At 54.3% G+C, this 14,224-nt stretch carries 10 protein-coding genes; 3 read left to right on the forward strand and 7 right to left on the reverse strand.

Annotated elements, in window-relative coordinates:
• The first annotated feature begins 80 nt into the window (after positions 1-80).
• Both Poly59_RS17250 and Poly59_RS17255 read left to right on the forward strand, forming a co-directional pair.
• Positions 81-1,886: an outer membrane protein assembly factor BamB family protein gene (locus tag Poly59_RS17250; RefSeq protein WP_146535387.1), complete on the forward strand. Its 1,806-nt coding sequence runs from the start codon at positions 81-83 to the stop codon at positions 1,884-1,886.
• A gap of 141 nt (positions 1,887-2,027) precedes the next feature.
• Entirely contained in the window at positions 2,028-3,575 is a 1,548-nt protein-coding gene (locus Poly59_RS17255; protein ID WP_146535388.1) for a BPL-N domain-containing protein, read from the forward strand.
• Between the two features lie 76 nt (positions 3,576-3,651).
• Here the strand turns inward: Poly59_RS17255 and Poly59_RS17260 are convergent, their stop codons facing one another.
• The 6 genes from Poly59_RS17260 to Poly59_RS17285 all read right to left on the reverse strand — a co-directional run bounded on the left by Poly59_RS17260 (position 3,652) and on the right by Poly59_RS17285 (position 12,741).
• The gene (locus Poly59_RS17260; RefSeq protein WP_146535389.1) at positions 3,652-4,080 is read right to left on the reverse strand and encodes a hypothetical protein; all 429 of its coding nucleotides are present in this window, start codon (positions 4,078-4,080) and stop codon (positions 3,652-3,654) included.
• A gap of 225 nt (positions 4,081-4,305) precedes the next feature.
• Positions 4,306-5,334: a cytochrome d ubiquinol oxidase subunit II gene (cydB, locus tag Poly59_RS17265; protein ID WP_146535390.1), complete on the reverse strand. Its 1,029-nt coding sequence runs from the start codon at positions 5,332-5,334 to the stop codon at positions 4,306-4,308.
• Entirely contained in the window at positions 5,331-6,803 is a 1,473-nt protein-coding gene (locus tag Poly59_RS17270; RefSeq protein ID WP_146535391.1) for a cytochrome ubiquinol oxidase subunit I, read from the reverse strand. Before Poly59_RS17270 ends, cydB begins: the two co-directional genes overlap by 4 nt.
• 31 nt (positions 6,804-6,834) lie before the next feature.
• A complete protein-coding gene (locus tag Poly59_RS30560; RefSeq protein WP_315852602.1) occupies positions 6,835-8,259 on the reverse strand; it encodes a methyltransferase domain-containing protein in 1,425 nt (474 codons plus the stop codon).
• On the reverse strand, positions 8,256-11,642 hold the full coding sequence (locus tag Poly59_RS17280) for an efflux RND transporter permease subunit (RefSeq protein ID WP_146535392.1): 3,387 nt from the start codon (positions 11,640-11,642) through the stop codon (positions 8,256-8,258). Before Poly59_RS17280 ends, Poly59_RS30560 begins: the two co-directional genes overlap by 4 nt.
• Entirely contained in the window at positions 11,632-12,741 is a 1,110-nt protein-coding gene (locus tag Poly59_RS17285) for an efflux RND transporter periplasmic adaptor subunit (RefSeq protein ID WP_146535393.1), read from the reverse strand. The genes Poly59_RS17280 and Poly59_RS17285 overlap by 11 nt, the downstream gene beginning before the upstream one ends.
• A 114-nt stretch (positions 12,742-12,855) precedes the next feature.
• Between Poly59_RS17285 and Poly59_RS29630 the strand changes: the two genes are divergently transcribed.
• Positions 12,856-13,026 (forward strand): hypothetical protein, encoded by a 171-nt coding sequence (locus Poly59_RS29630; protein WP_186776349.1) that lies wholly within the window; start codon positions 12,856-12,858, stop codon positions 13,024-13,026.
• 124 nt (positions 13,027-13,150) lie between these two features.
• Here the strand turns inward: Poly59_RS29630 and Poly59_RS17290 are convergent, their stop codons facing one another.
• On the reverse strand, positions 13,151-14,212 hold the full coding sequence (locus tag Poly59_RS17290) for a cytochrome-c peroxidase (RefSeq protein ID WP_146535394.1): 1,062 nt from the start codon (positions 14,210-14,212) through the stop codon (positions 13,151-13,153).
• Between the last annotated feature and the right edge of the window lie 12 nt (positions 14,213-14,224).

A 14,224-nucleotide genomic window follows, 5' to 3' on the forward strand; every position in this document is an offset into this window, starting at 1 on the left:
TTAGGCTCACTTCGTGTTAGTTCGCGTTGTTACGTCGCCCTCTCTTTAAGAGCCAGGTCATCGCACGGTACAATCTCGCGATGGAAAACTTAGAAAACACCGATGAGATTGCTGCTTCATCAACTCCGCCCCAGCGACTGCGACCATTGCGGGCGTGGCCGCTGTTGATTGGTTTGCCAGTTATGTTGGTGCTGCGTTATTTGCCGCAGATCGTCTCCGACGGACCGTCAATGCTGTGGGCGTCTGCAGCGTTTGGTCCTGCCCTGTGCTCGATCGTGCTCTTGCTGTGGTGGTGCTTTGCCAGTCGTGCATCGTGGCAAGAGAAGGTCGGCGGTTTGCTTGCTATCATCGCCGGAGTGGTGCTGACAGCCGTCTTGATGGATCCCACCATGCGAGGCATCGGAATTATTGTGATGGCGTTGCCCTTGGGTGTTGCCGCTTTCGCGATCACGCTTGGCATCGTCAGGAATTGGTTGGACCGGAAACGAACCTTGGTCGCGGTCATTGCCGGTCTCTTGGCACTCTTGTCGACAACGTTGCTGAAGTCGGATGGAGTCTGGGGAAACTTTGCGATGGGGCTGCAATGGCGATGGTCGCCATCGGCTGAGCAGCGGGCGATTGACTTTGCCGAGTCTCGTCAGTCGGATGGCGTCGATGTGTCGCCGGATCGCCAGCGCATGGAAGATGCGTTGGCAAGCGCTGAGTGGCCTTCGTTTCGAGGAGCACGGCGCGATGGCGTTCAACGCGGAACAGCGATTGATCGAGACTGGAACGCTAATCCGCCGCAAGAAGTCTGGCGAATTCCGATCGGCCCCGCTTGGTCCTCTTTCGTCGTCGCGGGCGATCTGTTGATCACCCAAGAACAGCGCGGCGATGATGAAATGGTTGTCTGTTACCTGACGATCGACGGAAGCGAAGTTTGGACACACCGCCTGTCTTCTCGTTTCTTTGAACCGCTCGGCGGCCTGGGGCCGCGCGCCACGCCGACACTCAGCGGAGAAACCGTTTTTGCGATGGGAGCCGAAGGATTTCTTGTTGCCGTCAACGCCCTGGACGGCACTTTGAAATGGAAGGTCGACGTTCGTGAACTAGCCAACCGTGGGATCCCGATGTGGGGATTCTCTTCGTCGCCAGTCGTTTCGGGCGACAATGTGGTGATCTATGCGGGCGGCAAGGACGACTTGGGAGTACTGGCTCTCGACGCCAACACGGGCGAGGTCCGCTGGACAGCACCCTGTGGACCCGACTCCTATGCTTCCGTCCAGGAAATCGTAATCGGCGATCGTCCATGGCTTTCCATCCTTAGCAACAAAGGCATGCATGTCTATGATCCCGCCGACGGCCGCGAAACTTTGATGTACCCGTGGAATCACGATGGATATCGAGCCCTGCAACCTCAAGTCATCGCCGAAAACCAAGTGCTTGTCCCCACCGGAATGGGGACGGGGACTCGCTTGATTGAGATATTTGATAAAGACAATGAACTGACGACGAATGAAATCTGGACGTCGCGAAGACTGAAACCAGACTTCAATGACTGCGTGATCCACGAAGGATACATTTACGGATTCGACGACAGCATTTTTACATGCATCGATCTGTCCGACGGTGAGGCAATGTGGAAGCGTGGCCGATACGGAAAAGGCCAGGTCTTATTGCTGGCTGATTCCAACGCATTGATCGTCCAGTGCGAAACCGGCGAAGTCGTCCTGTTGGACGCTGACGCCAAGCAGCACCACGAACTTGGGCGAATCGACGGCGTCGCGGGCAAGAGTTGGAATCATCCCGTGGTCGTCGGCGACCGGCTATACGTACGCAGTTCGGAAGAAGCCGCCTGCTATAAACTCAAAACGATTCCCAACGACGATCTCGCATGGCAGCCATGAACGTTTGCCTGATGCAGAACCAAGGACACAGAACCAAAGGTACGCGATCTTGAATGCAGTAGCACGCCTGCGGGTCGTCGATTAGCAGTTCGGTAAAGTCAAACTGAGAATCCAGGATTACCCTCAAGACGATTGATCACAATGCAACGACTTCCAAGAGCAGCTTTCCTTTCTTTCGTCTGTATTCACTTTTTAAGCTATCACCCGTCACATGCTGCGGGTTCGCTACGTTTTGAGAAACTGATCCAGCAGGAAACGGGCGAGTTGCCAATCATCCTGTCGGCGCCGCACGGTGGACGGCAACCGATTCCAGGAGTGCACCCACGCCAGGGAGTCGGAGTCAAAGCTTTCAACTCGATTCCCGATCTTGCCACGGATCGGTTGACCGAAACGCTCGCTGACGCGATCGAAAAAGCGATGGGCAAACGGCCGTATGTTGTCATTGCTCGGTTCAATCGCAAGTACGCCGACGCCAACCGACGAGAACCACTGGCTTATGAATCGGAAAATGCCAAGCAAGTTTATCAAGCCTATCACGCCGCAATTGCCGAAGCGAAAGCAGATGTGATCGAGCGGTGGGGACGCGGAGTGCTGCTAGACATCCATGGCCAATCGACCGAACCAAGTGCCATTTTTCGAGGCACAGCGAACGGCAAAACGACGACTCATTTAGTGAACCGATTTGGACAAAATTCACTGACAGGCAAAGAGAGCTTGTTTGGCAATTTGGCCCGAAACGGCTTTCGGGTGATTCCTGCTGTAGGTTCAAATGAACATGAGCACTCGAGTTACAACGGTGGGTACATTGTGAACGCCTATGGCAGCCGATCCGGCGGGACGTTGGATGCGATTCAGCTTGAGATCGGACGGGATCTGCGGTTGTTAGCGTCCAGACCCCAAACGGCAGAAAAGCTGGCCAAGTCCATTGCCGTGTTCGCGTGTGACTACCTTCCCGTCGACAGAGATGCTCCCGCAGTCGATGCGAAAGCCGACAGCAACACGGTGTGTGTTGGCGTTTACATTGACGAAGGTGCGGGACCGAGTGTTAACGACTTGCTGTCTGTGTTAGGAAACTTTAAGGGCGTCTCCGTGACGAGATTGACGGCGGACGATATCCGATCAGGCAAGCTCGCTGAGCTTGATCTGGTGATGCATCCTGGTGGCAGCGGTAGTGCCCAGGGGCGACATCTAGGTGACAATGGACGCGAGGCAATTCGCAATTTTGTCCAAGACGGAGGCGGCTTCGTTGGCATCTGCGCCGGCGCCTACTTTGCGACTTCGCACTACCCATGGTCGCTGAACATTCTGGACGCGAAAGTCGTTGACACCAAGCATTGGAATCGGGGCAATGGAACCGTCGACATCGCGTTGACGGATGCCGGCAATCGACTGCTACGCACGAAAGTTCAAAAACTCGCAATCCACTATGCTCAAGGACCGCTACTTGCCCCCGGGAACCGGCCCGACATTGAAGACTATCAGATCGTTGCAGCTTTCGAAACAGAAATCGCAAAGAATGGTGCTCCCGTCGGCGTCATGAAAGGCACCACCGCAATTGCCGAAGGGAAATATGGAAGTGGTTGTGTTATTTGTTTCAGCCCTCACCCCGAGATGACCAGCGGTCTGGAACCCTGGGTTCGATTCGCGATCGATCATGTCAAGCGAAGTCGGTCAGCAGGCAGCAATTGAACGACGCGGTCAGGTGACCAACAACGTCTTGACGATCGTTACGGTTACCTTTTTGAGATCGCGATCGAAGGGACGTTCATCGGTCGGAAGCCCAATATTTTGCATCCGTGCGTGAACCGGGCAAGCTCCACTGATGATGTGAAGGCTGACGTCGATGAATTGATCGAAGTCCTGCGAGCCTACACTTTTTGGGAACTGAGTGACTGGTCCACGATGGCACGTAGGCACCGACCAGCATCATGGCTTGCCGAGTGCCATCGGTATCTTCAATCGAGACTAGCTGGCCGTCGGAACCTACATCGCTGATGATCACCTTGTCATCGAGGACCGTCACTTCACCTGCGAGTCTCTCCAGTGCCGCTACGGCATAGAAATTAGGCTGTTTTACAAGACCATTCAGTTGCACTCGCCCCTGATGCTGTTGCTTTCCAACCGCTTCGTGCATCGTTCCGTATTGAACAATAGTGCCGACCTGCGGTTGTTCTGCGAACGCTGCCGTACCCATGAGCGTCGCTGTCGCGAAAAGGCTTCTGCAAATTCGCATGACTGGTTACTTGCGGTCTCGGGTTTCCGGAATCTGGGTCCGCACGAACGTTCTCGATCTTCGAGTGAATCAATCCGTTTTCTACTTTGGAAAACGGGTAAGAACCCAAGAGCTAGCAAGTCGTTCTCTCGACGATGCGCGGATTCACACTTTTGCACGTCGCATTCTTGCTGGAAGCCTCATGCCTCAATAGCTGTTCTTCTCGAGTGTGACCTTGCCTCGGAATATCCAATAGATGATGACCGTGTAGCTGAGCACGCAGGGGATTCCGATAATGGCGATGATGAGCATCGTTTGAAGGGTTCCTGCACTGCTACGCGCGTTATCCAGCGTGACGTTGTAAGCCGGATCGATCGTTGACAACATGAAGTTCGGAAATATCGCGACGCTGAATAAGGTTGCGAACGCAGCAATCACCATTGACGAGGTGAAAAAGGCATAACCAGGTTTCCCAAGGTGCATCGCACGAGGAATGTTTAGCACCGCCAATGCATTTAGTATCGGGACGATCCAAAGCACCGGATACTTCGCGATGTTCTCGGTCGCATGAGGCACATGCCACCATGTTGCGATCGAGACGAGAACGTACAGCCCGACAAAGACGTAGAACAACGGATTGATCGCTCGACGGACGCGGGCTTGCAAGTCGTGTTCGGTCTTCAGATACAGATAAATTGCACCATGCAATGCGAACAACGAAACGGTAAGGCATCCAACCAGCAACGGATACCAATAGACTTGACTGAGCAGATTGCCTTCATAGTGATACTTTGGCCCCAATTCCATCCCGGCCATCACGTTACCGCCCGCAACCCCAAGCAAGAACGCGGCGGTGAATGACGACAGAAAGAATCCGACGTCCCAGAGTTTGCGCCATGCGGCGGAGTGGACCTTCGAACGAAATTCCAGACTGACCGCTCGACCGATCAAACACGTCAACAGCAAAAAAAACGCGGTGTAAAAGCTGCTGAAGACGGTGGCGTAGGCCACTGGGAACGCGGCAAACAGGGCGCCGCCAAACGTCACCAGCCAGACTTCGTTTCCATCCCAAAGTGGACCGATGGAATTCATAACCAAGCGGCGTTCACGGTCGTCTTTGGCGATGAATGGATGCAGAATCCCCACGCCTAAATCGAAACCATCGAGAATGGCGTATCCGACAAGTAGAACGCCAAGCAACACAAACCAGATAAACGTCAGGAGTTCGTAGCTCATCGTGTTTCATCCTCCATCATGTCGCCGCCAAGTGACTTGCCGCTGCGTCCGAATTTCTCGGACATCGAGTCCGCTTTCAGGCTCTGTTTGTATTCCGTTAACTCTTCAGCAGTCTCCGGCCCATGTTGAATCTTGTTGTTCAACACAAACACCCAGACGGCGAATAGCATCGAGTAGATGATTCCAAACAGAATGATGCTGCTAAGCACCTGTTCGGCTGTGACGGATTCACTCAGCCCATCGGCGGTTTTGAGTCCCATCATCTCGACACCATTTTGAACCGATGGATAGACGATCCACGGCTGTCGACCAACTTCGGCGGTGACCCAGCCCGCTTGGTTGGCCGTCATCGCAGCGACTGGCATCAACACGATTGCCCACATCAGCCATCGCTTGTCGGTGTAGGTTCCGCGATACCAAAACAGGCACGCGAGTGCGGCGACGCCGATCATCAATGTTCCTAATCCGACCATCAGATGGAACGTTTGAAACGGCAGCCATACCGGTGGTCTTTCATCCTCTGGAATCTGATCCATCCCCGGAACAGGTATCGTCGGATCGTTGTAAACCATCAGGCTCAGCAAGTACGGAACTTTCACTTCAAAGCGTACTGTTTCGTTCTCGGCATCCGGCCAACCGAACAACGTCAACCCTGTTGGCTCGTCGCTGGTGTGAAAGTGGGCTTCCATGGCGGCAAGCTTAGCGGGCTGGGTCTCGACGAGTTTCTGTGCCGAATCATGGCCCGTGGCGGCGGCGAGCAGAGTGAATAGCAACGCCGAAGGGAGAGCGATCGAAAGACATCGCTTGGCGACGTCTTCGTGTCGACTCTTCAACAAGTAATACGAGCAAACCGACGCCACGAAGAACGCGCCCAACACGAGCGCTCCGATCAGCGTGTGCGTCAGCCGATCGACGGACGAGGGATTGAACACCATCTGCCAAAAACTGGTCACTTCCGCCCTAGGCATCATCTCGCCTTGCACGTCTTGCCAGACAATGTGGTATCCGGCAGGCGTCTGTTGCCAACTGTTGGCGACGACGATCCACACGGCGCTGAACATCGAACCGAGGAACACCATCAACGTGCTGAACAAGTGCATTTTCGGACCGACGCGATCCCAGCCAAATACGAGCACCGCTAGGAATCCGCTTTCCAAAAAGAACGCGAATATCCCCTCAGCCGCGAGCGCTGACCCGAACACGTCACCGACGAATCGCGAATAGGCAGCCCAATTCGTCCCGAATTCGAACTCCATCACAATTCCTGTCGCGACGCCCATTGCAAAGTTGACCGCGAAGACTCGAGTCCAAAACCGAGCCGCTGCTTCCCAGGACAGATTGCGGGTTCGGAAGTAGGCCAGTTCACAGAGGAACAGTTGCAAGCCGAGACCAATCGAAAGTGGCGGAAACAGATAGTGGAACATGATTGTTCCGGCAAACTGCAACCGACTGAGTATTTCAACGTCCATTGGATCCAATGTTCTTTATGTTGCTATGGCTCTATGGCCGAAACTCGGGACGCGAGTGTGAATTGACAAAGGCTGCAATATCGAAGGCTTGTTGATCGGTTAGGTCGGCGTCGTCCGGTGGCATCGCGACTTTTAACCATGACGCCATCTTGAGCAGTTTGGAAAGTCCAGCACCGTCATTGAAAGACTGCTCACCCCACACCGGTGGCCCTTCGTCTGATCCGCTGCCGTCGTCGAGATGGCAATCTGCACAACGGTCGGCATACAGCGATTCCCCCCTGGAAATGTCCGTCTCGATCGTTTCGCCGTCGAGCATCGTCAAATGATTTGGGCCAAACGGTCCGGTTGGGTTCATGTCAATCGGCGTCTGCTGTGACAACCAAGTGATGTAAGCTGCAATTGCGACCGAGACCTTGCTTCCATTGGCAGGTCGCGAGCCGTTCTGGCTCCGAATAAAGCAATTGGCAATGCGATCTTCGAGTGTGATGACTGCCGATTCGCGGGGCGAATAGGCTGGATACGATGCTGCAACGCCGATCAACGAAGCGGCTTGGGAATGCCTTCCTGCGTCTAAGTGACAGGACGTGCAATTCAATCGGTTGCCGACTAAAGCCTGGGTCAGAGGATGCGAACTTGTTTCGTTCACAAGCGTTTCGCCCAAGCGAACGATCTTTCCCAATTCGCCTAGCGGGTAGTCTGCGGCACGCTCGCCCGAGCTATCGTCTGTTGCAGCTTCATTTTCGCGAATCGGTTTGTTGAAACGAAGCAAATAGTTTACATCAAACGCGCCAACCTTAACTTCATCGTTGAACTCGAAACCGGCGTCGATCACTTCGTCGCGAAACATCTCTTTGCCTGCTCGTACATGTCCAATCAACCAATCGCGAGACACGCCCGGAATTCGGTCGAAGTCGATCAGCACCAGGCGACCACCCGGCTTGAGTGCGCGAAAGATCGAGGATAAAGACTGCTGGGGGATTTCAAAATGGTGATAAGTGTCGCAGATGAAAACTAGGTCGACGGATTCAGGCGGCAGGCGAATGGAGACGTCTGTTCCCAAGACAGTGGTCAAGTTTTCGATGCCATCCGCCGTCGAACGCGCGGCGATGTGCTGTAAGAACTTAGGCGCGATGTCGACGCTGTAGACCCATCCATCCCAGCCAGTTTTCTTTGCAAACAAGCGGCTGTAGAAACCGGTGCCGGCGCCAACGTCAGCGATCCGTTCGCCCGGTTTTATGTCACAGGCTTTCAACACTTCGTCACGAGCGGCGTAGACTTCGCGACTCTCGACCTCGAAACGTTTGAGCCATCGGTCGACATCCAGATCAGGACTTTTGAAGTCATCGTTGATGCCTGCGGGACCGACTGCTGATTTGGGATTTGCTTCTTGGCTCCATGTGAATGCACCGATCGCAAGATGGAGAACGCATAGGATCGTCGCTGGAAAACGATTCATTGAGGGCTTCCAGTATGACTTTCGTATTGAGGCGAAGCGTTGTTCGAGGTGTCTTCGTTTCGGTAAAGAATCCAGTAGGCGGCTGGGATAACAATCAACGTGAAGAACGTCGACGTCACGATTCCAAAGATGATGGCCCAAGCTAAGCCAGAGAAAACAGGGTCGAGTGTGATGACCCAGTTGGCCAGCAACGTCGTACCTGCGGTCAACAGAATCGGGCGCGTGCGAACAGCGACGCTGCGAATGATGGATTCCCGCAGGTCATGACCTTCGGCTTGGGCCAAATGAATGAAGTCAATCAAAACAACGGAGTTTCGCACCACGATCCCAGCCAACGCGATCATGCCGATCATCGCAGTGGCTGTGATGAATACGGGATTGGGATGTCCGCCGACGGGCACGTCCATGATCGCGTTGAGCCCCCAGAAGCCTGGCATGATGCCAATCATCGACAGGGGAATTGCCGACATAATGAGGACCGGTAGCGTGCGCGACCCGGTTTGAAACATCAAGACCACGAAGATGCCTAATAGTGCTGCCCCGAAGGCCAATCCCAGGTCGCGAAATACATCCAGCGTGATGTCCCACTCGCCTTCACCAGCCCACTCAACCCGGTAACCGTCGGGAATCGACCAGTGAACATCACCGCCGGGTGACAACCACGACCGTTGGTTGAGCGGCCGTGGCGTTGGCTTCCTGCTTGCATTGTTTGTGTCACTTCCTAAATCGGCAGGCTGGAAACCTATCTCACGACGATCCCACTGGACATCGACGATCGCGTCCGCTGGCGGTCGACCGGCAACCTCTGCGTACACGTACACGACACGATGCAAATTCTTATGGTAGATCGTTTTGTCTTCAATCGTCTCACGAAACGTGCCCAACGCACCTAACTGAACAATCTGTCCCTCTTCTCCTTGCACGTAGACTTCTTCCAAATCATCCAGCGCCGAGCGGCTTGCTCGCGGAAGTCTCAATTCGACCCACAGTGGTTCGACTTCGTGAGGCAGGTGTAGCACCGTCGCTTTGTGTCCGCTTAGGACTGCCGCGACCGTATCGGCAATCGTCTGTGTAGAAATCCCCGATAGAGCGGCTTTGGGTTTGTCGGTTTCAAAAACGAACCGGACTTGATCGTCCTCGGCGCTGGTGTCCAAGTCGACCACACCCGGTTCGTGCTCAAGTCGCTGTTTGACGGTACGCGCGACGTCGATTTGAGATTCGTAGTTCCCATCTGGCGGACCGTAAACTTCCGCCGTGATCGACGCTAGCACGGGTGGGCCAGGCGGTACTTCGACCAACTTGATGTTCGCGCCCATTGACTCGGCGAGTGCTGTAATCTCGTTGCGGATGCGAAGCAGAATTTCATGGGACTGTTGCACCCGACGCTCTTTGGCGAGCAAGTTCACGCGGATGTCGGCAACGTTAGTTCCCTCACGTAAAAAATAGTGACGAACCAATCCGTTAAAATCCATCGGCGACGACTTGCCCACGATGATCTCGTAGTCCTTCACTTCGGATAGACTGCCAAGGAATGCGCCAAGGCGACGCGAAACAACGTCGGTACGTTCCAGCGTCGTGCCTTCGGGCATGTCGATTACAACTTGAAACTCGTTCTTGTTGTCATACGGCAACATCTTCACTGGCACCCAACGCATCACAGGCGGGATCAATGCGGCGACGAACAATGCGGCGATGACCAACAACACGGCCCATGCGGCCAGTCGGCCTTTCAAGATCGGCGACAACACCAATTGCGACATACGGTACAGCAGTGTCTTGGTTAGGTCGTACGATTCTTCCTTGCTGTCCGAGTCGCTCAGTTGCTTGAGCGAAACCATCGCCAGCCATGGTGTGATGAGGAACGCGACGACGGTCGATACGGTGACCGTCAGTGGAACGTTGAGTGCCATCGGTGCCATGTACGGCCCCATCATCCCGGTAATGAATGCCAACGGCAGAAAGCTGACGATGATCGCAAGCGTCGAAAGGATCAACGCAGGTCGAACTTCTTGGACCGCTCGCAGCACCGATTGTCGAGGCGGGAATAGCTTCATCGTAAAATAACGAGCAATGTTTTCAACATCGGTGATTGGGTCGTCAACCAACAATCCGAGTGCCAGAATCAACGCAAACATTGTGACTCGGTTGATGGAGTAACCCACCATCAGATTGACAAACAACGTCAAGCTATAGCAGACAGGAATAGCCAGCGCGATCACGAGCGCTGGTCGCCAACCCATCGTCAGACCGATCAAACCAATGACTGTCAGAACGGCGACGACAAGGCCTTCGATTAGCTCATTGACTTTCTCGTTGGCGGTTTCGCCGTAGTCGCGGGTGATACGAAAGTAAACGCCGCTGGGCAGATGCGTCGCTTTCAACTCCTGTAGTTTCGCGTCCACCGCTTCGGCAACATGAACGGCGTTTGCTCCTTTGCGTTTCGCGACGGAAAGATGAACAGCAGGGTAGATGTCCGTCTGGTCCGGATGAGATTTATCAGCAGACCCAAATCCGATCCAACTGTAACCGTCTGGTTCTGCTGGCCCGTCCACTACGGTCGCGATGTTCTTCAAATACACCGGACGACCGCCCGAGACGTTGACCATGATCTCGTTCAGTTCGTCGACGCCGCGAATGAACGTTCCTGTTTCAACGTTGAATTGCGTGTTTTGTTGCTCGAAGCTGCCGTTCCTTGCCGTGACGTTACTAACCTGCAACGCCCTGGCGACCTGTTGTGGCGATGTTGCGTGTGCAGCAAGACGCTGCGCATCTAAGTTGACGATGATCCGTCGTGGTCGTCCGCCGACGACTTCCACCCGATTCGTGTTGGGGATCGCTTGCAGTTCATGTTGAACTTCTTCGGCGATGCGTCGCAGTTCGTGATCGCCGTACCGCTGCGTCTGGTCCGACCACAGCGTCGTAATCACAATTGGAACATCATCGACTTCGATCGGCTTGACGACCCACGACTTCACGACGGACGGGATTTGGTCAACCGACGAGTTGATTTTGTTGTAAATTTTCACCAGCGAGTCTTCACGATCCTCGCCAACATAGAAACGCACCGTGACCACACATTGTCCAGGTTTGGACATCGAGTAGACGAATTCAACGCCGTCGATCTGGTACAGCAATTTTTCTAATCGATCGGTCACTTGCCGTTCGACTTCTTCGGCCGACAACCCTGGCGCTGACGCGAACACGTCCGCCATTGGCACAACGATTTGCGGTTCCTCTTCACGCGGCGTTAGCACCAATGCGGCAGCGCCCAACATCAATGAAACAATGATCAGCAAGATCGCCACATCGCCACGAAGGAACACTTCGACAATGCGAGTCATCAGCGGAACGGTTGCCTCTTCGGCACCAGTGTTATTGGACATTCGCAGCCTCCTTGCCGTGAATCAGGACTCGTTCGCCGGCTTCGACGCCGCTAAGCACTTCTTGTCGCCCCGGTATTCCGAGCTGCCCAATTTTGACGAGTCGCCGTTCGATATTTCCATCGGGCAACACCACGTCAACAAACTCAAGCTGTCCGACTTCGATCAGGGCATCGGTGTTCAAGCACAAGTGCCGTCGCTCACCCGCCGGAATCAAAAGGCGTCCGAACATTCCTTCGTACAGATCGTCCGTCTTGGGCAGACTTGCTTTGACTAAAAACGAGCGACTCGGTGCATCGGCTTGCGGCACGATCTCGTCGACGGTCGCGCTGTATTCTCGCTGGTGCGCGTCCACATACACTTTCAGTTCATCGCCGGGATGTAGCTGAACGGCCAAGTGCTCCATCACCGGAGCCTCCAGTCGCAACGAAGTCGCATCGTAAAGGACTAAAATTGGGACGCCTGGCTGCGAAATGTCGCCGGGCTCGGCCAAACGATCGACAATTCGACCGCTTTTCGCAGCTTTGATGGTTGTGTACGACAGCATCACTTCGGATTCAGAAACCGCTTGACGGGCGCGAGCCTCGTCGGCCAGCGTGACCTGAACGTCGCGAGAGGCGGAGTCGAACTCAGACCGTGAGGCGGCATTCTGCCGGTTGAGCGTCTCGACACGTTGATACTGTTTTTCCGCCTGTCGGCGATTCGCGACCGCCGCGTCGAGGGCCCGCTTGGCCTGATCGAGTCGCGATTCGTATTCCTTGTCGTCGAGCTGGATCAAGACTTGACCCTTCTCAACCTGGTCACCTGCTACGACCGCGATGTCGTTGATGGTCGCCATGATTTTCGACGAGACCACCATCCGGCTTGATGCCTTGAGTGTACCGATGGCTTCTTCGATCGTCGACTTTTCGATTTCATGGACCACATCGGTTGGCTCGTCCGTAAGCCGACGTACATTCCGATCCGTCTGTCCCGGCTGGACTTTCTGTTCAAATACGCCGGACAGCCAACCGATCGTGACAACCAGAACGACGAGCCCAGCAACGACCGTTAACCCACGAGCCATGCCGCTCATCCATTTACCTAAATTGATTGACTTCATGACTTAACTTTGATGTGGTTCGGAATCTTGGACATTGCAATCACTATTTCGGTTGACTTAAAACTCTCGCTCAAATCGCTTGTCGATCGATGTTTTAACTTCTGACCAACTGGCATGAGCGATGCACCAGCCATTCTTGGGTGGCATTGCTACCATCGCTACTGTTCAGAAGTTTTAGAATATGTTTTTGTCGAAAACGTCTTCATCGTGCCGCCGGTCACCGACGGCAAAGATTCGCGGATTTTGGTTGTCTACATCTGTACATACCAATTATCCAGCACGTAAGCGTGAAGCTGGCATTGATGCACAGCGATCAGTTCCATTGCAAACGCACGTTTGAAATTTTCGATCGTCCGTTTCTTCGACCTGATTAGTTCTCACGCCTCTCGTAGTGAAGGAAGTTGGATGTTTAGCCCTGGTCGCTAGGACGAGCTTTGACAGAAGCGTGAATGACCGACTCGCCCGAACGTGAGGGGAGTCGAGGAAGCGAGAGATTTGGAAACTCGCCCTCCAGAGCTTCCATGAACGCCGTCAAGTCGGCGACTTCCTCGCTGGTGAACTCAACATCGAGCTGAGTGGAGGCCATTAGCTGGATCGCTTCGGCCAGCGAACTGACTCGACCGTTATGAAAGTAGGGCGCCGTGAGCGTGATATTCCGCAATGTCGGCGTTTTGAAATGATGTTCATCGGCATCGTCGCCAGTAGCACTGGAACGTCCGAGGTCAGCGGCCAAGTCAAACTGCTGAACGAAAGGAGACTCAACAAATCGCGGAAACTCGGTAAACTCCGCATCGCTACCCGGTCGCCATCCATTCATCGCAGGACCGAAGTGACATTCGGTGCATCCGCTTGACTCGAACAGATCCATGCCGCGAACTTGGCCGTCACTCATGGCGAATTTATCGCCAGCGAGATAACGGTCTAGGCCCGAGTTTGGTGTAATGAGAGTCCGCTCGAATGCAGCAATCGCGTCGACAGCATTTTCAATGGTGACTCCATCGCCCTTTCCAAACTCGGCTTCAAATTCGCTGATGTAGCCGGGAATGTCTTTGATGCGACTGATGACCTGGTCATGGCCAAGCATTCCCATTTCAACGTCGGCAACCATCGGGCCCTTGGCTTGCTCTTCGAGCGTTGCCGAGCGACCGTCCCAGAACTGGGAGGCTTGAAAAGCGGAGTTCCATACGGTCGGAGCGTTACGAGGTCCGGTCAACCCGTCGACGCCCATCGACGTGGCACGGCCATCGTCGCCACCTTCCATCAGGTTGTGGCAACTGTTGCAGGAAACGGTTCCCGTCGCTGATAGCCTAGGATCAAAGTACAGCTTCTTGCCCAATTCAACCTTCTCTTTCGTATCGCCATGCTTCGAGGCGACGACAGGAAGAACCGTCAAGTCCTGAGCATTAACTTGCACATTGCTTAGCAACGTCACGACAATCACGAGTGCTAAAGATTTTGGTTTACAGTTCATTGTTCCGTTGAT

It is taken from the genome of Rubripirellula reticaptiva (assembly GCF_007860175.1).
Taxonomy (GTDB): Bacteria; Planctomycetota; Planctomycetia; order Pirellulales; family Pirellulaceae; genus Rubripirellula; species Rubripirellula reticaptiva.